This is a genomic window from uncultured Escherichia sp., assembly GCF_948475835.1.
Classification (GTDB): Bacteria; Pseudomonadota; Gammaproteobacteria; order Enterobacterales; family Enterobacteriaceae; genus ECMA0423.
In genome coordinates, this window is sequence record NZ_CAOLGM010000022.1 from 1 (window position 1) to 20,722 (window position 20,722).

A 20,722-nucleotide genomic window follows, 5' to 3' on the forward strand; every position below is an offset into this window, starting at 1 on the left:
GGGTTACACCAGTAATGGCGTAGGCTACAGTGGCAGCGTCAACATGGGGTATATGGGTGGCTCTGGTAACATTGACGTAGGCTATAACTATTCTAAAGATAACCAACAGGTTAACTATGGCGTGCGCGGCGGTGTCATCGTTCACAGTGAAGGTATAACGCTTTCGCAGCCTTTAGGCGAAAGTCTGGCGATTGTTTCTGCACCGGGCGCGCGTGGTGGACATGTGGTTAACAGCAGCGGCGTAGAAGTTGACTGGATGGGCAACGCCGTGGTGCCTTATCTCACACCATATCGTGAAACCATTGTGGAATTGCGTAGCGACACGTTGGGGCAAAACGTTGAACTACAGGAAGCGTTCCAGAAAGTCGTGCCTACTCGTGGTGCAGTTGTGCGTTCCCGCTTTGATACCCGCGTCGGTTACCGTGTGCTGATGAGCTTAAAACAGGCGAATGGCAACGCAGTACCGTTTGGTGCAACCGCAGCGTTAATTGATGAGAGCAAACCTGCCAGCAGCATTGTGGGTGAAGAAGGACAGCTTTATATCAGCGGGATGCCAGAAGAGGGCGAATTGCAGGTGAGCTGGGGGAACGAGCAGGCGCAACGTTGCCGTGTGCCATTCCGCTTGCCAGAGAACAAGGACAATGCGGCTATCGTGATGGTTAATGCGGTATGCGAGAAATAAGGATATTTAGATGAAAATTAAAAATTTGTTGGCAGGTATGGTGCTGTTAGGGACGAGCACTTTTGCTGGAAATATATGGGCTGCGGATTGGGGACCATGTCAGACATCAAATGGGGTGGCCCATGAGTATAGTTTTGATTTCGTACAGACTATCCAGGTACCTTCAGAAAATAAGGCTGGGAAAATATTAACTCAGCCCTTTGCTTTAGGTACAAAATATTCCGCTTATTGTGAATGCCCGGATCCCATTCCAGATAATGGAGTTGTGACTTATTTTAAAGGTGTAACGCTTCTGCCTGAGCCTGGAACTGTAGATGGGTACTATAAATTCAATAATTACATTGATATTCTCACCAAAATATATGTCTACACACAATTAGATATCCCGGTGCCTTTTACCGATCGAAGCAATGGCACGGCACAGAAAGAATGTACGCCCTATACTGCTAACAATTGGGGGACAGGTGGTAAAGGAAGTATCAGTATTTATATTTCACATCCTTTTGTTGGGCAAATGATTATTCCTAAAACACGAGTTGCGTCCCTCTTTGGGACAAAAAAGAAAGGTGTTTACAATGATAGTCAGCCCATGGCCAATGTCAGTATTTCCGGGAGTATTACAGTTACTCAAGGCTGTGAACTTGCCGCTGGCACCGTACTGGATATTCCATTCGGAGAATATCAGGCCCATGATTTTAAAGGGCGTGCCGGACAACCACCACAAAATGTTCAGAAGGTACAAAAAGAATTAAGCTTTGACTGCAATAATATTTCAGATGGCGTCAAAATTTATCTCAGTATTGATGCAACACCAAATACTGCCTATCCCAGCGCAATTGATTTAGGCAACGCCGATGTTGGTGCAGTCATTGAGGACGGTAAAGGTAATATTCTTAAGCCGAATGACAGTAATAGCTTATTAGAAATGAACCCAGGCTCGCTGTATGAAGATGTCAAACGCAAAGCGACAACCACAATTACCGCTTATCCCGTTAGCACTACCGGAAAATTACCCGCTGCCGGGGATTATAGCGGTATTGCTACCATACATGTCGAACTGGAGTAACAGTCATGAAGCGAACAATACTTGCGTTATGCCTGCTGCCTCTTTCCTTTTCGTCATTCGCGGCAACCACGGATTTAGGGCCGAAAGGAACATTGAAATTCACCCTTAAAATCAGCCAGGGTGCTTGCGAACTGGTGAAAGACAGCGTTGAGGTTGACATGGGCACCGCGGTTCTCAAAAAGCCGGTAAGAATCGGAACGGAAATTAATCCCACTCCTTTTTCCATCGGCCTGAAAAACTGTAGCGAAGTGGTCAGAGCCTACGTGACTATGGACGGTACACCCAATGCAGACGACTCAAATCTTTTTGCGCTGGATGCGGGTGGCGCTACAGGCGTTGGGCTGAAAATCAAAACCGCTGCTGGAGTACAACAGTTCCCGGAAAATACAACGCCGACACCGGTTGAGTTTGCAATTAACGGTGATGGCGCACATCAACTGAACTATATCGCCAGCTACGTGCCTATTCGCGCCGATGCAACTATTGGTCGCGCAGATGCAACGGTCGACTTTACTGTACAGTACGAATAATTTCACATCTTAAGGGCCAGTTAACTGGCCCTTTTTACTGCTTTTTGTAACGCTAAAGTCTCTTTTCAAACTTGCATTTTTGTAAATTTGTGCTTCATGCACACTCTTTCCCCACACTTTTTCGCTTTGCTGTGGTCTACTTATTCGCGCGTGTAGATTTTACTTATCTGACTACCTCCGCACTTTTCCCCTGCCGGGCCTGAAAAGCCGCTAAGCAGGGTGTTATCACCTGTTTGTCCAGGGTTTGTTTGCATGAGATACATCAAATCGATTACACAGCAGAAGCTGAGCTTTTTGCTTGCAATCTATATTGGCCTTTTTATGAATGGCGCGGTTTTTTATCGCCGCTTCGGCAGCTATGCGCACGATTTTACCGTCTGGAAAGGCGTTTCTGCTGTTGTTGAACTGGCCGCCACCGTACTGGTGACCTTCTTTTTACTACGTCTTCTATCGCTGTTTGGCCGCCGCAGCTGGCGTATTCTGGCGTCGCTGGTGGTGCTCTTTTCCGCAGGTGCCAGCTATTACATGACCTTCCTTAATGTGGTCATTGGTTATGGCATCATCGCTTCCGTCATGACCACCGATATCGACCTGTCAAAAGAAGTTGTTGGTCTGAACTTTATTCTCTGGTTAATCGCCGTTAGTGCATTGCCTCTTATCCTTATCTGGAATAACCGCTGTCGCTACACCTTGCTCCGACAACTGCGAACCCCAGGGCAGCGTATTCGCAGCCTGGCGGTCGTCGTACTGGCGGGTATTATGGTTTGGGCACCGATTCGTTTGCTGGATATCCAGCAGAAGAAAGTGGAGAGGGCGACCGGCGTTGATTTGCCGAGTTATGGCGGTGTCGTAGCGAACTCTTATCTGCCATCAAACTGGCTTTCTGCGTTGGGGCTGTATGCCTGGGCGCGGGTCGATGAATCTTCCGATAATAATTCATTGCTTAATCCGGCGAAGAAATTCACTTATCAGGCACCGCAAAACGTTGATGACACTTATGTCGTGTTTATCATCGGTGAAACCACGCGTTGGGACCATATGGGCATTTTCGGCTATGAGCGTAATACCACGCCGAAACTGGCCCAGGAGAAAAATCTGGCGGCGTTCCGTGGTTACTCCTGTGATACCGCAACCAAACTCTCACTGCGTTGCATGTTTGTACGTCAGGGGGGCGCGGAAGATAATCCGCAGCGCACATTAAAAGAACAGAACATTTTCGCGGTTCTGAAGCAGTTAGGATTCAGTTCTGACCTCTACGCTATGCAGAGCGAAATGTGGTTCTACAGCAACACGATGGCGGACAACATTGCTTATCGTGAGCAGATTGGTGCGGAGCCACGTAATCGTGGCAAGCCGGTAGATGATATGTTGCTGGTAGACGAAATGCAGCAATCGCTAGGGCGCAACCCGGATGGTAAGCATCTGATCATTCTGCATACCAAAGGTTCGCATTTTAACTACACCCAGCGTTATCCGCGTAGCTTCGCGCAGTGGAAGCCGGAATGTATTGGTGTTGATAGCGGCTGTACCAAAGCGCAGATGATCAACTCCTATGACAACTCGGTGACCTATGTGGATCACTTTATCTCCAGCGTGATTGATCAGGTTCGCGATAAGAAAGCGATTGTGTTCTACGCAGCTGACCACGGTGAGTCAATTAATGAACGCGAGCACCTGCACGGCACGCCGCGTGAACTGGCACCGCCGGAGCAGTTCCGCGTACCGATGATGGTCTGGATGTCAGATAAATATCTGGAAAATCCGGCCAATGCGCAGGCGTTTGCGCAGCTGAAAAAAGAAGCCGACATGAAAGTGCCACGCCGTCACGTAGAGCTGTACGACACCATCATGGGTTGTCTTGGCTATACTTCACCGGATGGTGGAATTAACGAAAACAACAACTGGTGTCACATCCCGCAGGCAAAAGAGGCAGCGGCTAACTAAGCGGCCTGCTGACTTTCTCGCCGATCAAAAGGCATTTTGCTATTAAGGGATTGACGAGGGCGTATCTGCGCAGTAAGATGCGCCCCGCATTCGGTGATTGGCGCAGCTTGGTAGCGCACTTCGTTCGGGACGAAGGGGTCGGAGGTTCGAATCCTCTATCACCGACCAAATTCGAAAAGCCTGCTCAACGAGCAGGCTTTTTTGCATCTGCAGCTCATGAGGATGAGAACCTCCGGGGGCAGGGAGGTTCGACTCGAGCGAAGCGAGAGAACGTTGCGCCAGCAACGGCCCGCAGGGCGAGCCACGAAGTGGCGAGTAATCCTCTATCACCGACCAAATTCGAAAAGCCTGCTCAACGAGCAGGCTTTTTTGCATTTGTAGCTCATGAGGATGAGAACCTCCGGGGGCGGGGAGGTTCGACTCGACGTAGGCCTGATAAGACGCGTCAGCGTCGCATCAGGCAACGGCACCGCACTTATTGTCGGATGCGGCGTGAACGCCTTATTCGACCTACACGCCACACATTTCCCTGCCAAATTTGCGCCCCATATCTCACTATCCATTAACGGATTTGTGACAGAAACCATTGTCTTTTTTTATATTTGCTTAAATCTTTTTTTGCGTTACTTATGGCTGGCGCTGGCATTTTCCGCTGTGCGTTTTAGCGTTCATGGTATTAATCGCTCAGATATCCACCTTTTCCTCAGATTTTTTTCATTAAATGCATAAAACTTAATCACCAAATGTTGCTAAATATTAAGCTGATTGTTCTGGTCATGTTGGAGTAGCACAAATTTCTCTGCTGCAAATAGCTGTTTGAAGTTTTTTTAATCTTTGTTTGTGGATTCTCACCGTTGGTGTAAATCCCGGTTGGCTGTATTGACGTTTTCACATTCTGTTGACAGATTGTAGGTCACGAGGGGCATTTTATGGAGGATCCGCACTGTTACACTGATGTTAATTAGTACGGCATCCCCACCTCATAACGTTGACCCGACCGGGCAAAAAACAAAAAAGGTCAGGCAGCGACAACCCACTGCAAAGGGTTAAAACAACAAACATCACAATTGGAGCAGAATAATGCGTATTTCCTTGAAAAAGTCAGGGATGCTGAAGCTTGGTCTCAGCCTGGTGGCTATGACCGTCGCAGCAAGTGTTCAGGCTAAAACTCTGGTTTATTGCTCAGAAGGATCTCCGGAAGGGTTTAACCCGCAGCTGTTTACCTCCGGCACCACCTATGACGCCTCTTCCGTACCGCTTTATAACCGCCTGGTTGAATTTAAAATCGGCACCACTGAAGTGATCCCGGGCCTCGCTGAAAAGTGGGAAGTCAGCGAAGACGGTAAAACCTATACCTTCCATCTGCGTAAAGGTGTGAAGTGGCATGACAATAAAGAATTCAAACCGACGCGCGAACTGAACGCCGATGACGTGGTGTTCTCGTTCGATCGTCAGAAAAACGCGCAAAACCCGTACCATAAAGTTTCTGGCGGTAGCTACGAATACTTCGAAGGCATGGGCTTGCCGGAGCTGATCAGCGAAGTGAAAAAGGTGGACGACAACACAGTTCAGTTCGTGCTGACTCGCCCGGAAGCGCCGTTCCTCGCTGATCTGGCAATGGACTTCGCCTCTATTCTGTCAAAAGAATATGCTGATGCGATGATGAAAGCCGGTACACCGGAAAAACTGGACCTCAACCCAATCGGAACCGGTCCATTCCAGTTACAGCAGTACCAAAAAGATTCCCGTATCCGCTACAAAGCGTTTGATGGCTACTGGGGCACCAAACCGCAGATCGATACGCTGGTCTTCTCTATTACCCCTGATGCTTCCGTGCGTTACGCGAAATTGCAGAAGAATGAATGCCAGGTGATGCCGTACCCGAACCCGGCAGATATCGCTCGCATGAAGCAGGATAAATCCATCAACCTGATGGAAATGCCGGGGCTGAACGTCGGCTACCTCTCGTATAACGTGCAGAAAAAACCGCTGGATGACGTGAAAGTTCGCCAGGCTCTGACCTACGCGGTGAACAAAGACGCGATCATCAAAGCGGTTTATCAGGGCGCGGGTGTATCAGCGAAAAACCTGATCCCGCCAACCATGTGGGGCTATAACGACGACGTTCAGGACTACACCTACGATCCTGAAAAAGCGAAAGCCTTGCTGAAAGAAGCGGGTCTGGAAAAAGGTTTCTCCATCGACCTGTGGGCGATGCCGGTACAACGTCCGTATAACCCGAACGCTCGCCGCATGGCGGAGATGATTCAGGCAGACTGGGCGAAAGTCGGCGTGCAGGCCAAAATTGTCACCTACGAATGGGGTGAGTACCTCAAGCGTGCGAAAGATGGCGAGCACCAGACGGTAATGATGGGCTGGACTGGCGATAACGGGGATCCGGATAACTTCTTCGCCACCCTGTTCAGCTGCGCCGCCTCTGAACAAGGCTCCAACTACTCAAAATGGTGCTACAAACCGTTTGAAGATCTGATTCAACCGGCGCGTGCTACCGACGACCATAACAAACGCGTTGAACTGTACAAACAAGCACAGGTGGTGATGCACGATCAGGCTCCGGCACTGATCATCGCTCACTCCACCGTGTTTGAACCGGTACGTAAAGAAGTTAAAGGCTATGTGGTTGATCCATTAGGCAAACATCACTTCGAAAACGTCTCTATCGAATAATTAAAAGCCATACCCGGTGGCGCTGTGCCTCTGCGTGCAGCGCCATCCGGCAGCAATACTTCATTCTCTGTCCGACAAGGGCGGGAATTGATTTGTGAGCAATACAGACACGCAGTTCCAGGCTGCGGGTCATTATAGAGAATCCGGGTTATGTTGCAGTTTATTCTCCGACGTTTGGGACTCGTCATCCCCACGTTTATCGGTATTACCCTTCTCACATTTGCCTTTGTCCACATGATCCCGGGCGATCCGGTGATGATCATGGCGGGCGAACGTGGGATCTCCCCTGAGCGTCACGCGCAGCTGCTGGCTGAACTCGGCTTAGATAAACCGATGTGGCAGCAGTATCTCCATTACATTTGGGGCGTAATGCACGGCGATCTAGGCATTTCAATGAAAAGCCGAATTCCAGTATGGGAAGAGTTCGTGCCGCGCTTTCAGGCCACGCTGGAACTTGGCGTCTGCGCGATGATTTTTGCTACGGCAGTCGGTATTCCGGTTGGTGTGCTGGCTGCGGTTAAACGCGGTTCCATTTTCGATCACACTGCAGTTGGCCTGGCGCTGACCGGCTACTCGATGCCGATCTTCTGGTGGGGCATGATGCTGATCATGCTGGTTTCGGTGCACTGGAACCTGACGCCCGTCTCCGGTCGCGTGAGCGATATGGTGTTCCTCGATGACTCCAATCCGTTAACCGGTTTTATGCTAATCGACACCGCCATCTGGGGTGAAGACGGCAACTTTATCGATGCCGTTGCCCATATGATCTTACCGGCCATTGTGCTGGGTACTATTCCGCTGGCGGTCATTGTACGTATGACACGCTCCTCGATGCTGGAAGTGCTGGGTGAAGATTACATCCGCACCGCGCGCGCCAAAGGGTTGACCCGCATGCGGGTGATTATCGTCCATGCGCTGCGTAACGCGATGCTGCCGGTAGTGACCGTTATCGGCCTGCAGGTGGGAACATTGCTGGCGGGGGCGATTCTGACCGAAACCATCTTCTCGTGGCCCGGTCTGGGGCGCTGGTTGATTGACGCGCTGCAACGCCGCGACTATCCGGTAGTGCAGGGCGGCGTATTGCTGGTGGCGACGATGATTATCCTCGTCAACCTGCTGGTCGATCTGCTGTACGGCGTGGTGAACCCGCGTATTCGTCATAAGAAGTAAGGGGACATCATGTCACAGGTTACTGAAAATAAAGTGATTAGCGCACCGGTGCCGATGACCCCGTTACAGGAGTTCTGGCACTATTTTAAACGCAACAAAGGCGCGGTCGTCGGGCTGGTTTACGTCGTCATCGTGCTGTTCATCGCGATCTTTGCCAACTGGATTGCACCCTATAACCCGGCGGAACAGTTCCGCGATGCACTGCTCGCCCCGCCAGCCTGGCAGGAAGGCGGCAGCATGGCGCACTTGCTGGGCACCGATGACGTAGGCCGTGATGTGCTGTCGCGCCTGATGTACGGTGCGCGCCTGTCGCTGCTGGTTGGCTGTCTGGTAGTTGTGTTATCGCTGATTATGGGCGTTATTCTCGGCCTGATCGCCGGTTACTTTGGCGGCCTGGTCGATAACATCATTATGCGCGTGGTCGATATCATGCTGGCGCTGCCAAGTCTGCTGCTGGCGCTGGTGCTGGTGGCAATTTTCGGCCCGTCGATTGGTAACGCCGCGCTGGCACTGACCTTCGTTGCCTTGCCGCACTATGTGCGCTTAACCCGCGCCGCCGTGCTGGTGGAAGTTAACCGCGATTACGTCACCGCGTCTCGCGTGGCGGGTGCCGGGGCGATGCGTCAGATGTTTATTAACATCTTCCCGAACTGCCTTGCGCCGCTGATTGTTCAGGCGTCGCTCGGTTTCTCTAACGCCATTCTCGATATGGCTGCTCTTGGTTTCCTCGGCATGGGGGCACAGCCGCCAACGCCGGAGTGGGGCACCATGCTCTCCGACGTGTTGCAGTTCGCGCAAAGCGCCTGGTGGGTCGTGACCTTCCCGGGTCTGGCGATCCTGCTGACGGTGCTGGCATTTAACCTGATGGGTGACGGTCTGCGTGACGCGCTCGATCCCAAACTGAAGCAGTAAGAGGTTCGAGATGGCGTTATTAAATGTAGATAAATTATCGGTGCATTTCGGCGACGAAAGCGCACCGTTCCGCGCCGTAGACCGCATCAGCTACAGCGTAAAACAGGGCGAAGTGGTTGGGATTGTGGGTGAGTCCGGCTCCGGTAAGTCGGTCAGTTCCCTGGCGATTATGGGGCTGATTGATTATCCGGGCCGCGTAATGGCGGAAAAACTGGTGTTTAACGGTCAGGATTTGCAGCGTATCTCGGAAAAAGAGCGCCGCAACCTGGTGGGTGCCGAAGTGGCGATGATCTTCCAGGACCCGATGACCAGCCTTAACCCGTGCTACACCGTGGGTTTCCAGATTATGGAAGCGATTAAGGTGCATCAGGGCGGCAACAAAAGTACCCGCCGTCAGCGGGCGATTGACCTGCTGAATCAGGTCGGTATTCCCGATCCGGCTTCGCGTCTGGATGTTTACCCGCATCAGCTTTCCGGCGGCATGAGCCAGCGCGTGATGATCGCCATGGCGATTGCCTGTCGACCAAAACTGCTGATTGCCGATGAGCCGACCACCGCGCTGGACGTGACCATTCAGGCGCAAATCATCGAACTGTTGCTGGAGCTACAGCAGAAAGAGAACATGGCGCTGGTGTTAATTACCCATGACCTGGCGCTGGTGGCGGAAGCGGCACATAAAATCATCGTGATGTATGCAGGCCAGGTGGTGGAAACGGGCGATGCGCATGCCATCTTCCATGCGCCGCGTCACCCGTATACTCAGGCATTGCTGCGTGCGCTGCCGGAATTTGCTCAGGACAAAGAACGTCTGGCATCGTTGCCTGGCGTCGTTCCCGGCAAGTACGATCGCCCGAACGGCTGCCTGCTTAACCCGCGCTGCCCCTATGCCACTGACAGATGTCGCGCTGAAGAACCGGCGCTGAATATGCTCGCTGACGGGCGTCAGTCCAAATGCCATTACCCACTTGATGATGCCGGGAGGCCCACACTATGAGTACGCAAGAGGCCACCTCGCAACAACCGCTGTTGCAGGCGATTGACCTGAAAAAACATTACCCGGTGAAGAAAGGGATGTTTGCGCCGGAACGTCTGGTGAAGGCGCTGGACGGCGTTTCGTTTAACCTTGAACGTGGCAAAACGCTGGCGGTAGTGGGCGAATCTGGCTGCGGTAAATCGACCCTCGGTCGGTTGCTGACGATGATCGAAACGCCCACCGGCGGTGAGCTGTATTACCAGGGGCAGGATCTGCTTAAGCACGATCCGCAGGCGCAGAAGCTGCGTCGGCAGAAAATCCAGATCGTCTTCCAGAATCCCTACGGTTCGCTGAATCCGCGTAAAAAAGTTGGGCAAATTCTCGAAGAGCCGCTGCTTATTAACACCAGCTTAAGCAAAGAACAGCGTCGGGAAAAAGCCCTGTCGATGATGGCGAAAGTCGGCCTGAAAACCGAGCATTACGACCGCTATCCGCACATGTTTTCCGGCGGACAACGTCAGCGTATCGCTATTGCCCGTGGTCTGATGCTCGACCCGGACGTGGTGATTGCCGATGAACCGGTTTCTGCGCTGGACGTCTCGGTGCGCGCGCAGGTGCTCAACCTGATGATGGATTTGCAGCAGGAACTGGGGCTTTCTTATGTCTTTATCTCGCACGACCTGTCGGTTGTGGAGCACATTGCCGATGAAGTGATGGTGATGTACTTGGGCCGCTGCGTGGAGAAGGGGACGAAGGACCAAATCTTCAATAACCCGCGTCATCCTTACACTCAGGCGCTGCTCTCCGCGACGCCGCGCCTGAACCCGGACGATCGCCGCGAGCGCATCAAGCTCACCGGTGAACTGCCAAGCCCGCTGAATCCTCCGCCGGGTTGCGCCTTCAACGCCCGCTGTCGTCGACGCTTCGGCCCCTGCACCCAGTTGCAGCCAGCACTGAAAGATTACGGCGGTCAACTGGTGGCCTGCTTTGCCGTTGATCAGGATGAAAATCCGCAGCGGTAATGTTCAAAACCGGAGCCTTGTGCTCCGGTTTACTCAATCAGCTTCAACAGTGGCGACAAGCATAGCAAAATGCCGTACAGCAGAATCAGCCAGGCTTTAAATCCGCGAAGTTTTTCCAGTTGTGCGACTTTATAGATCAGGAAAAACGGAATGAGGCACGACACAATGCCATATAACGGGCTTCCCAACTGAAAGAACACCAGCACCGATACACGAAACGAAACCCAAATCGTCAACGTAATGACGATAAAAGCGCAGATCGCCAGAGTCAGCACGCGTGAGTTAATTTTCTTGGTATCAATAATACGGCTTAACAGATTGAGAATAATGCCTTTAATGGCCTCGTGGAAACCGAGATAAATGCCAAAGAATGCGGTCAGTACGGCAAAGATATTCAGTACCGTAGAGGTGATATGAATGATATGCCCAGGGATCACCTGCGCGGCCAGTGCCAGTGCCGAGATATTTTGTTCAAAGGCAGAAACGGCTTCTTCGTGGCTAATTGAGAAGGTAAACGAAAAGGCAAAAAACAGTATCACCGCGATGAGCGTGACATAACTAATTCGGTGGGTACGCAGCGCGAGCCGGGTTGCCAGTACTTTATCCGCTTCCCGTTTACGATAGGCAATATTCATTGGGTTAAGTACCTGAATAAATACCGCAGAAAAGAAGCAAAAGGGAATGGTAAGCAGGACATCGCGGAAAAAGACGGAGGCTTGCGGGAAGGCGGTTATATTGGCGAAATTCCAGTGCGGGATCATCGCAAAACCGAACACGACAATAATCCCTACTTTGACCACCACCATTGGCCCAGAAATCTTAAACAGTAATCGTTCACCACCAGACGCAATCGCCACCAGTACGGCGAAAATAGCGACTTTATAAAGTAGAGATTGTGAAAGATCGGCATCGGTTAAACCGAAGGTTTTCAGGTACGAGGCGCTGTCGAAAACCACGGAGAGAGAGTAGATAAAAATCCCGTGGATAATCATCAAAAAGTAGATAACCCCGAGGAAAATTCCCCAGTTCTTCCCCAGGTAATGACTGATAATATCGGTGTAGTCATTACAGGAATCGCTTTCAGAAAGGGTTTTTAAATAAATGTCCTGCACTACCCAAGTGGCAGGATAAGCAATGATCGCTGCGGTAATAAATACCCAAATTCCCTTCAAGCCAATTTGTACTGGCATCAGCACGGTTCCGGCACCAATCGCCATGCCTATGCATAATAAAACCCAGCCGAAGTCGTAGCGTGTAAACGGCAATTTCTGATCGTGTTTCGGTAGTGTGTTGTGCTGCATAAAGTCCTGTCCAGAAAGAAGTCGGCCTCGCAAAAATGAATAAACCCAGATTCTCTTGCGCAACAGGTGGAGAAGTCGAATACGCAGTATGTAAAAAATGAGGCAACAGATTCACTGGGGAGGTCGCGAGGAGGCGCAATTCTACAAAATTGCGCATTTCACTACCAGTCTGGAGTCAGCCCGGATATGAACTGCAACTATTGCAAATTAAGAAATTAAGCTGGAAGGCATCACGCAATGAGGAAGATTGCCGGGTGCTGACAGTAAAAAGCAATCGTAAAATCAGCGGCAAGCCGGAAGGGTTCCGGTGAGGCGCAATGTTGCGGGGGCTTTATCCCTGGTGGCATTGGTTGCTGGAGAGAGAAAACCCCCGCACGTTGCAGGTATGCACCTGACAACATCACGGGGGCCATTCTTGAACCTGAACAACTCAAGAATAGCCGCGAAACGTTGTCATTACAACACAGGCGGCTATATGACGCTCGCAGAACTGGGCATGGCCTTCTGGCATGATTTAGCGGCTCCGGTCATTGCTGGCATTCTTGCCAGTATGATCGTGAACTGGCTGAACAAGCGGAAGTAACGTGCCATGCGGGCGTCAGGCTGCCGTAATGGCAATTTGCGCCCGGATCAGGCCGCAGGGGTGAAACTCTGCGGCCTTTTTCGTAAGAAAAATGCAACGGTTGCAAGCGGATAATATTCTGCGGAATGCGCAGCACAGAGTGAGTAAGTGATGGATTCCGGAACAGAAAAACAGTCGTAGAATCAGCGTCAAGCCGGAAGGATTCCGGTGAGGCGCAATGTTGCGGGGGCTTTATCCCTGGTGGCATTGGTTGCTGGAGAGAGAAAACCCCCGCACGTTGCAGGTATGCACCTGACAACATCACGGGGGCCATTCTTGAACCTGAACAACTCAAGAATAGCCGCGAAACGTTGTCATTACAACACAGGCGGCTATATGACGCTCGCAGAACTGGGCATGGCCTTCTGGCATGATTTAGCGGCTCCGGTCATTGCTGGCATTCTTGCCAGTATGATCGTGAACTGGCTGAACAAGCGGAAGTAACGTGCCATGCGGGCGTCAGGCTGCCGTAATGGCAATTTGCGCCCGGATCAGGCCGCAGAGGTTAAACTCTGCGGCCTTTTTCGTGCTTACTGCGGGTAAGGCACCCAGTCGCCGCCGTTCAGGCGAACGTACGGTTTATCCTGGTATTGAATAACTACTGCATTTGAGTTCTCGGAGACCGGTGCTGTTTGTGGCAACCCACTGGTGAGTTTTTTCCAGTCAACATTGTCTTCGGTGAAAATCTTGCCATCAAGAACGCGAACCACCAGATCGGAGATAGCCAGGAAGCTGCTCGGTTGGTCAATGACAATCGGTGCCCCCTGATGTGGTGCCTTCATGCCGAAGAATTTCACCCCAACGGGGACGTCTGTGATAGACGGGCTAGGGATATCACGTAGGCCAGATACCTGCATTCTGTCGCCCTTCAGCGCGCCGCCGTGTTCCGGCACCACGACCACCATCACTTTACGACCCGATTTCTCCAGTTCAGTAAAGAAGGCGTCCAGTTCATCAAAGAATTTCTGCGCCCGCGCTTTGTAATCCGCTGTTTTGCTGACCCCCGGATAATGGTTGCCGTCATGCAGTGGAAGCGTGTTGTAGAACGTGGCACTACGGCTGTTTTTATCTTTTTCGGTAACGTCCAGCCAGCGGTTAAGCACGGCGGTATCGTCATAAACCGGCGAACCATCAAAGCCCAGCAAAATAACCGGCAGATTTGTTTGATCCATCAATTCAGTCTGCATGCCGCCATTTTCGCGAACTTCTTTCAAAAAACCGCCGAACTGGCCGTTATGCCCCATCATCAGGTGCTGGGTAAAGCCCAGTTTCGAAAGGTTATCAAACAGATAGCAGTCGTTATTTGCCGGTTGATACAGATTAGTGTGCGAAGTCTGCCCGCAGCTGGCGCGCAGTAAACGGATCGCCGCCGGGCCACTGTAGGAGGTGGCGGAGTTAAAGTTCTTGAACTCAATATCGAAATGCGACCACAGTGGATGCGACATCAACCCGGCGGCTTCTATATCCGACCAGGAAAGCGAACAGATGTTAATCACCAGTAGTTCAAATGGCTGAGCATCAGCGGGCAGCGAAGACGGGAAGGTCGATTTACGTTTTGCCTCCGCGTTATAGAAATTATTCAGCCAGGCGTTAAGGTTCGCCGTTGTTGGCGGTGCAGTTTGTGCGGGCATATCACCCACTACCGGTGCGCCACCCGTCGCCGCAACGGTTGCCGCTGCGTTACCACCCGTCGTTGTTACAGTGGTCGTCGGTTGTCCGGCTGGCCACAAGGAGAAACTTGGTCCCGCCAGGGTAAGTACGTTCAGCCATAGCAGTATGGCAACCACAAAAACGGTAATGCGAATCCATTGTGACAGGAATAACCAGGCCACTAATAAAACAAAAATGGCCCCAATCATCTGCCAGTTAATAAAGCGTGTGACAAGGTCGATTAAATAATCGGTACTGAACCCCGCCACCTGCGAACCCTGGCTCATTATGCTTTCCGGGCCAGGCAACCAGGTGTCATGCCAGAACAAAGCAAAGCCGATCGGCAGGGCAATCCAGTGGCGCAAGCGATGCAGGCTGTAGCGCGGAATGGGCATCAGCAGAAACGCGGCAAACACCAAATTGAGGAGCGGATGGAAGTTAAGATATCCCGCCCACAACAGGCCGAACTTAACCAGAAAATAGAAGTTCCAGCCGGAAAGGCCGCGCCAGTATTGCCAGAGGGAAGAAGGCATGGCGGTATTTTGCGTAAATTGAGTCATTTTTTGGTTGCCCTGGCTTTTTCCGTGCGGCGTAACGTCCCGGCCGGTTTAACATAACGAGGTTTAGCAAAGAACAAACGTAAGGTGTCGCGAATGCGTCGCAAAGAGTGCCGCGCCAGATAGCCCAGCGGGAAAAATATCAGTGCGCAAACGACAATAATTTCAATGATATCGCTGATGGTCATCATGATGAGCGCTCCACAGCATCATCTAACAGTCGCATGGGTTCTGGTATTCGTCGCCAGTGGCGACCATCGTGCTCGGCATTGATGACCGGTTTAGAACTTTGCGTTAAAGGCAGCGGCATGCCCCATTGTTCTGGGGCAAGCAAGCGCATCTGCACCAGCTCGGCACTGATTTGATCATCTTCAAACCAGACCATACGGTTTGAGAAAATGTCGCCAGTAGGCAATGGGAAAATATGATTCAACGCGGTATCCAGATCGTTAATCCGACAGAATGAGAGAAACAGCACCAGCCGATTACCGCCAATGGTCATGATATCGCCGGTACGGTTAGGGCGACACAGCGTCAGGGCTTGTTCAACGCGGATACCCGGTACCGGACGTAGGGCAACCAGAACGCCTTTACCGTGGGCAGGTAATAGAGGGTTATTCATCATGTTGTTGACGGCATTACAGAACACATCCCACTTCTGGAAACCACGCAGTTTGAGCGGCTGGGTCATTGACAGCAAGGTAGTGATATCTTCCGGCACATAGCGACTAAACTTCTGCCCTTGCACGCTTTCGATCATCGTCAGACAACGGGAGAGTGGCGCATTCCACGGAATAACCATATTTGCACCGCAGGCCAATAACAAACGTTCATCGGTGGCGCGCAGGCTAGCGGTATTTTCCCGCACGAGGATTTTCATCGCACTACCGCGCTGGCGACGCAGGGTATGAATGCTGCGGGCCAGTGGCTCGATTTGCGCATTTTGCTGTAAAGAAAAGACCACCGTCGCCGCCTGAGCGGTACGGGCTTCATTGAACAGGACTTCGTTATTGTTGAACAGTTGCCAGTGTTCCGATAGCGGCGGCGCACCTTCCAGTACAGCAACATTACTCAGAATGCGTTTTTCGTCGCTGCGTGGTTGGATCTCCGCCTCTTCGCTTTGAACTAATGTCCAGATACCATTTTGTTGCTGAACGCTAAGCTGCTGACGGGCGCTGACCCCTTTTTCGTTGCACCAGAAGGCAATATCCAGCAAATGTTGGTCACCCTGAAAACGCAAACTGGCAAGACCAAAAAGTGAACGGTATTCCTCAAGCAACAATGAAAATTGTTTATCGTTATTATTTCCGGGATTAATTACCAAAAGCGAACAATGGTTTAACCTGCTCCATTTATTCATTTTATCCAACCATGAGCGAAGCCGCTCGGCAGGAATGTTTTGCCATGCGTTATTTGCGCAAACAAGAATAAAAAGGTAATTATGGGGATCAATAGAACACTGCAAATCACGGGTCAAATAGTATAGACCTTTTTCATGATTTAGCATTGAAAATAATTTTATTTTTTCCGGCCCTTGAGAATCATCTAATTGAAAGATTTTCGCCGGATCGCTGTCCATGCTAATGACCGCGACGTGTGCGGTTTCAGCCTGGGATGCAATTGTTTGATTCGCCAGACTGATAGCATCTTCATGGCGATCGACGTTAAACCACCAGACGCCGCCTGCTGGCATATGTCGCAGCTCATCCCATAATGATGAGATACCGATAGAGAATACAGGGTCCACAATGTCCCTCATGTCACCATTTTGTCTGATTATCAGTTTACTAGCGAAAGCTAAGAAATAAACCTACCATTGAAATTAAAACTTATCAGATTTAGCATGTGAATCAATTTAGAAGGTCACAAGACGTGTGATTTTAGTCTTTTCGTTTTTAACTTTTTCTGTTGCGTAACGGAAAGTCAAAAAGTGAGCAAATTCCCGTCTCGCCGTAAACAATAAACCGGCGAAATGCTCACGGTTAGAATTGTCTCATGAACGGTACGGTTATTTCATAGGGATCAAGCAAAATGAATAACAATGAACCAGATACTCTGCCTGATCCCGCGATAGGCTATATCTTCCAGAATGATATTGTGGCGTTAAAGCAGGCATTTTCACTGCCTGATATTGATTATGCCGATATTTCCCAACGCGAACAGTTGGCCGCGGCATTAAAACGCTGGCCGTTGCTGGCAGAGTTTGCGCAACAAAAGTAGGGGATTGGTGAATGGCCGTACTGGGATTGCAGGGGGTGCGGGGAGGCGTGGGGACAACAACCATCACCGCCGCATTAGCCTGGTCATTACAAATGTTGGGAGAAAATGTTCTGGTGGTCGATGCCTGCCCGGACAACTTGTTGCGCCTGTCATTTAATGTTGATTTTACCCACCGTCAGGGCTGGGCCAGAGCGATGCTGGATGGCCAGGACTGGCGTGACGCTGGGTTGCGCTACACCTCGCAGCTCGATTTGCTGCCTTTTGGTCAGTTATCCATTGAAGAACAAGAAAATCCACAGCACTGGCAAACCCGGCTGAGCGATATTTGCTCCGGCTTACAGCAACTAAAAGCCAGCGGGCGTTACCAGTGGATTTTAATCGACTTACCGCGTGATGCCTCGCAGATAACCCACCAGCTGCTGAGTTTGTGCGATCACTCGCTGGCTATCGTCAATGTGGATGCCAACTGCCATATCCGCCTGCATCAGCAAGCGCTGCCGGATGGCGCACATATTTTGATTAATGACTTCCGTATTGGCAGTCAGGTTCAGGACGATATTTACCAGCTTTGGTTGCAAAGCCAGCGCCGATTACTGCCGATGCTCATTCATCGTGATGAAGCGATGGCTGAATGCCTGGCGGCTAAGCAACCAGTAGGTGAATATCGCAGTGATGCGCTGGCGGCTGAAGAGATACTGACGCTGGCGAACTGGTGCCTGTTGAACTACTCCGGGCTGAAAACGCCAGTCGGGAGTGCATCATGAGTATCCTGACCCGGTGGTTGCTTATCCCGCCGGTCAACGCGCGGCTTATCGGGCGTTATCGCGATTATCGTCGTCACGGTGCGTCGGCTTTCAGCGCGACGCTCGGCTGTTTCTGGATGATCCTGGCCTGGATTTTTATTCCGCTGGAGCACCCGCGCTGGCAGCGTATTCGCGCAGAACATAAAAACCTGTATCCGCATATCAACGCCTCGCGTCCGCGTCCGCTGGACCCGGTCCGTTATCTCATTCAAACATGCTGGTTACTGATCGGTACATCGCGCAAAGAAACGCCGAAACCGCGCAGGCGGGCATTTTCAGGTCTGCAGAATATTCGTGGACGTTACCATCAATGGATGAACGAGCTGCCTGAGCGCGTTAGCCATAAAACACAGCATCTTGATGAGAAAAAAGAGCTCGGTCATTTGAGTGCCGGGGCGCGGCGGTTGATCCTCGGTATCATCGTCACCTTCTCGCTGATTCTGGCGTTAATCTGCGTTACTCAACCGTTTAACCCGCTGGCGCAGTTTATCTTCCTGATGCTGCTGTGGGGTGTAGCGCTGATCGTACGGCGGATGCCGGGGCGCTTCTCGGCGCTAATGTTGATTGTGCTGTCGCTGACCGTTTCTTGCCGTTATATCTGGTGGCGTTACACCTCTACGCTGAACTGGGACGATCCGGTCAGCCTGGTGTGCGGGCTTATTCTGCTCTTCGCTGAAACGTACGCGTGGATTGTGCTGGTGCTCGGCTACTTCCAGGTAGTATGGCCGCTGAATCGTCAGCCGGTGCCATTGCCGAAAGATATGTCGCTGTGGCCGTCGGTGGATATCTTTGTCCCGACTTACAACGAAGATCTCAACGTGGTGAAAAATACTATTTACGCCTCGCTGGGTATCGACTGGCCGAAAGACAAGCTGAACATCTGGATCCTCGATGACGGCGGTAGGGAAGAGTTTCGCCAGTTTGCGCAAAACGTGGGGGTGAAATATATCGCCCGTACCACTCATGAACATGCGAAAGCGGGCAACATCAACAATGCGCTGAAATATGCCAAAGGCGAGTTCGTGTCGATTTTCGACTGCGACCACGTACCAACGCGATCGTTCCTGCAAATGACCATGGGCTGGTTCCTGAAAGAGAAACAGCTGGCGATGATGCAGACGCCGCACCACTTCTTCTCGCCGGACCCGTTTGAACGCAACCTGGGGCGTTTTCGTAAAACGCCGAACGAAGGCACGCTGTTCTATGGTCTGGTGCAGGATGGCAACGATATGTGGGACGCCACTTTCTTCTGCGGTTCCTGTGCAGTAATTCGTCGCAAACCATTGGATGAAATTGGCGGTATTGCTGTCGAAACGGTAACCGGAGATGCGCACACGTCTCTGCGCCTGCACCGTCGTGGCTACACCTCTGCATATATGCGTATTCCGCAGGCGGCGGGGCTGGCGACCGAAAGTCTGTCGGCGCATATCGGTCAGCGTATTCGCTGGGCACGCGGGATGGTGCAAATCTTCCGTCTCGATAACCCGCTTACCGGTAAAGGGCTGAAATTCGCCCAGCGGCTGTGCTACGTCAACGCCATGTTCCACTTCTTGTCGGGCATTCCACGACTGATCTTCCTGACTGCGCCGCTGGCGTTCCTGCTGCTTCATGCCTACATCATCTATGCGCCAGCGTTGATGATCGCCCTGTTCGTGCTGCCGCATATGATCCATGCCAGCCTGACCAACTCCAAGATCCAGGGCAAATATCGCCACTCTTTCTGGAGTGAAATCTACGAAACGGTGCTGGCGTGGTATATCGCACCACCGACGCTGGTGGCGCTGATTAACCCGCACAAAGGCAAATTTAACGTCACCGCCAAAGGTGGACTGGTGGAAGAAGAGTACGTCGACTGGGTGATCTCGCGGCCCTACATCTTCCTTGTCCTGCTCAACCTGGTGGGCGTTGCGGTAGGCATCTGGCGCTACTTCTATGGCCCGCCAACCGAGATGCTCACCGTGGTCGTCAGTATGGTGTGGGTATTCTACAACCTGATTGTTCTTGGCGGCGCAGTTGCAGTATCGGTAGAAAGCAAACAGGTACGCCGATCGCACCGCGTGGAGATGACGATGCCCGCGGCAATTGCCCGCGAAGATGGTCACCTCTTCTCGTGTACCGTTCAGGATTTCTCCGACGGTGGTTTGGGGATCAAGATCAACGGTCAGGCGCAGATTCTGGAAGGGCAGAAAGTGAATCTGTTGCTTAAACGCGGTCAGCAGGAATACGTCTTCCCGACCCAGGTGGCGCGCGTGATGGGTAATGAAGTTGGGCTGAAATTAATGCCGCTCACCACCCAGCAACATATCGATTTTGTGCAGTGTACGTTTGCCCGTGCGGATACATGGGCGCTCTGGCAGGACAGCTACCCGGAAGATAAGCCGCTGGAAAGTCTGCTGGATATTCTGAAGCTCGGCTTCCGTGGCTACCGCCATCTGGCGGAGTTTGCGCCTTCTTCGGTGAAGGGCATATTCCGTGTGCTGACTTCTCTGGTTTCCTGGGTTGTATCGTTTATTCCGCGCCGCCCGGAGCGGAGCGAAACGGCACAACCATCGGATCAGGCTTTGGCTCAACAATGATGATAA

At 51.7% G+C, this 20,722-nt stretch carries 18 protein-coding genes, 1 tRNA gene and 1 other RNA gene; 16 read left to right on the forward strand and 4 right to left on the reverse strand.

Annotation, left to right across the window (positions count from 1 at the left end; all coding sequences use genetic code 11):
* From QZF50_RS06660 to dppF, 11 genes are all read left to right on the forward strand, one after another.
* A partial coding sequence (locus QZF50_RS06660; RefSeq protein ID WP_160461606.1) for a fimbria/pilus outer membrane usher protein occupies positions 1 to 682 on the forward strand: 682 nt, incomplete at its 5' end.
* Between the two features lie 10 nt (positions 683 to 692).
* Positions 693 to 1,748 (forward strand): long polar fimbrial protein LpfD, encoded by a 1,056-nt coding sequence (gene lpfD / locus QZF50_RS06665; RefSeq protein ID WP_000694926.1) that lies wholly within the window; start codon positions 693 to 695, stop codon positions 1,746 to 1,748.
* Between the two features lie 5 nt (positions 1,749 to 1,753).
* On the forward strand, positions 1,754 to 2,278 hold the full coding sequence (gene lpfE, locus QZF50_RS06670; protein ID WP_000831422.1) for a long polar fimbrial protein LpfE: 525 nt from the start codon (positions 1,754 to 1,756) through the stop codon (positions 2,276 to 2,278).
* Between the two features lie 252 nt (positions 2,279 to 2,530).
* Positions 2,531 to 4,222 (forward strand): kdo(2)-lipid A phosphoethanolamine 7''-transferase, encoded by a 1,692-nt coding sequence (gene eptB / locus QZF50_RS06675; protein ID WP_001269222.1) that lies wholly within the window; start codon positions 2,531 to 2,533, stop codon positions 4,220 to 4,222.
* A gap of 91 nt (positions 4,223 to 4,313) precedes the next feature.
* A tRNA-Pro gene (locus QZF50_RS06680) sits at positions 4,314 to 4,390 on the forward strand.
* 34 nt (positions 4,391 to 4,424) lie between these two features.
* Positions 4,425 to 4,558: non-coding RNA, RtT sRNA (locus tag QZF50_RS06685), on the forward strand.
* A 744-nt stretch (positions 4,559 to 5,302) separates the two neighbouring features.
* The gene (dppA, locus tag QZF50_RS06690; RefSeq protein WP_001222883.1) at positions 5,303 to 6,910 is read left to right on the forward strand and encodes a dipeptide ABC transporter substrate-binding protein DppA; all 1,608 of its coding nucleotides are present in this window, start codon (positions 5,303 to 5,305) and stop codon (positions 6,908 to 6,910) included.
* 150 nt (positions 6,911 to 7,060) lie between these two features.
* Entirely contained in the window at positions 7,061 to 8,080 is a 1,020-nt protein-coding gene (gene dppB / locus QZF50_RS06695; RefSeq protein ID WP_000938855.1) for a dipeptide ABC transporter permease DppB, read from the forward strand.
* Between the two features lie 9 nt (positions 8,081 to 8,089).
* On the forward strand, positions 8,090 to 8,992 hold the full coding sequence (gene dppC / locus QZF50_RS06700; protein WP_000084677.1) for a dipeptide ABC transporter permease DppC: 903 nt from the start codon (positions 8,090 to 8,092) through the stop codon (positions 8,990 to 8,992).
* A gap of 10 nt (positions 8,993 to 9,002) precedes the next feature.
* On the forward strand, positions 9,003 to 9,986 hold the full coding sequence (dppD, locus tag QZF50_RS06705) for a dipeptide ABC transporter ATP-binding protein (protein WP_001196496.1): 984 nt from the start codon (positions 9,003 to 9,005) through the stop codon (positions 9,984 to 9,986).
* The gene (gene dppF / locus QZF50_RS06710) at positions 9,983 to 10,987 is read left to right on the forward strand and encodes a dipeptide ABC transporter ATP-binding subunit DppF (RefSeq protein ID WP_000107035.1); all 1,005 of its coding nucleotides are present in this window, start codon (positions 9,983 to 9,985) and stop codon (positions 10,985 to 10,987) included. Before dppD ends, dppF begins: the two co-directional genes overlap by 4 nt.
* A gap of 29 nt (positions 10,988 to 11,016) precedes the next feature.
* Here dppF and QZF50_RS06715 read toward each other — a convergent pair whose 3' ends face one another.
* On the reverse strand, positions 11,017 to 12,288 hold the full coding sequence (locus QZF50_RS06715; protein ID WP_001307456.1) for an aromatic amino acid transport family protein: 1,272 nt from the start codon (positions 12,286 to 12,288) through the stop codon (positions 11,017 to 11,019).
* 475 nt (positions 12,289 to 12,763) lie between these two features.
* On the opposite strand from QZF50_RS06715, the gene QZF50_RS06720 reads away from it, so the two are divergent.
* Both QZF50_RS06720 and QZF50_RS06725 read left to right on the forward strand, forming a co-directional pair.
* The gene (locus QZF50_RS06720; RefSeq protein ID WP_001295224.1) at positions 12,764 to 12,871 is read left to right on the forward strand and encodes a type I toxin-antitoxin system toxin Ldr family protein; all 108 of its coding nucleotides are present in this window, start codon (positions 12,764 to 12,766) and stop codon (positions 12,869 to 12,871) included.
* A gap of 375 nt (positions 12,872 to 13,246) precedes the next feature.
* Complete coding sequence (locus QZF50_RS06725; RefSeq protein ID WP_001295224.1) at positions 13,247 to 13,354, forward strand: type I toxin-antitoxin system toxin Ldr family protein; 108 nt, start codon at positions 13,247 to 13,249, stop codon at positions 13,352 to 13,354.
* 86 nt (positions 13,355 to 13,440) lie between these two features.
* Here the strand turns inward: QZF50_RS06725 and bcsG are convergent, their stop codons facing one another.
* The 3 genes from bcsG to bcsE are packed head-to-tail and all read right to left on the reverse strand — an operon-like array spanning position 13,441 to position 16,876.
* Positions 13,441 to 15,120, reverse strand: coding sequence for a cellulose biosynthesis protein BcsG (gene bcsG / locus QZF50_RS06730; protein ID WP_000191596.1), 1,680 nt, complete (start codon positions 15,118 to 15,120; stop codon positions 13,441 to 13,443).
* Positions 15,117 to 15,308, reverse strand: coding sequence for a cellulose biosynthesis protein BcsF (gene bcsF, locus QZF50_RS06735; protein WP_000988308.1), 192 nt, complete (start codon positions 15,306 to 15,308; stop codon positions 15,117 to 15,119). The genes bcsG and bcsF overlap by 4 nt, the downstream gene beginning before the upstream one ends.
* Complete coding sequence (gene bcsE / locus QZF50_RS06740) at positions 15,305 to 16,876, reverse strand: cellulose biosynthesis c-di-GMP-binding protein BcsE (protein WP_001204931.1); 1,572 nt, start codon at positions 16,874 to 16,876, stop codon at positions 15,305 to 15,307. The genes bcsF and bcsE overlap by 4 nt, the downstream gene beginning before the upstream one ends.
* A gap of 272 nt (positions 16,877 to 17,148) precedes the next feature.
* Between bcsE and bcsR the strand changes: the two genes are divergently transcribed.
* Genes bcsR through bcsA form a run of 3 tightly spaced genes read left to right on the forward strand, consistent with a single transcriptional unit; the run spans position 17,149 to position 20,716 of the window.
* Positions 17,149 to 17,337, forward strand: a complete 189-nt coding sequence (bcsR, locus tag QZF50_RS06745) for a cellulose biosynthesis protein BcsR (RefSeq protein ID WP_001063318.1) — start codon at positions 17,149 to 17,151, stop codon at positions 17,335 to 17,337.
* 11 nt (positions 17,338 to 17,348) lie between these two features.
* The gene (gene bcsQ, locus QZF50_RS06750; RefSeq protein ID WP_000279528.1) at positions 17,349 to 18,101 is read left to right on the forward strand and encodes a cellulose biosynthesis protein BcsQ; all 753 of its coding nucleotides are present in this window, start codon (positions 17,349 to 17,351) and stop codon (positions 18,099 to 18,101) included.
* Positions 18,098 to 20,716, forward strand: coding sequence for a UDP-forming cellulose synthase catalytic subunit (gene bcsA, locus QZF50_RS06755; protein ID WP_061892561.1), 2,619 nt, complete (start codon positions 18,098 to 18,100; stop codon positions 20,714 to 20,716). The genes bcsQ and bcsA overlap by 4 nt, the downstream gene beginning before the upstream one ends.
* Positions 20,717 to 20,722 lie beyond the last annotated feature (6 nt).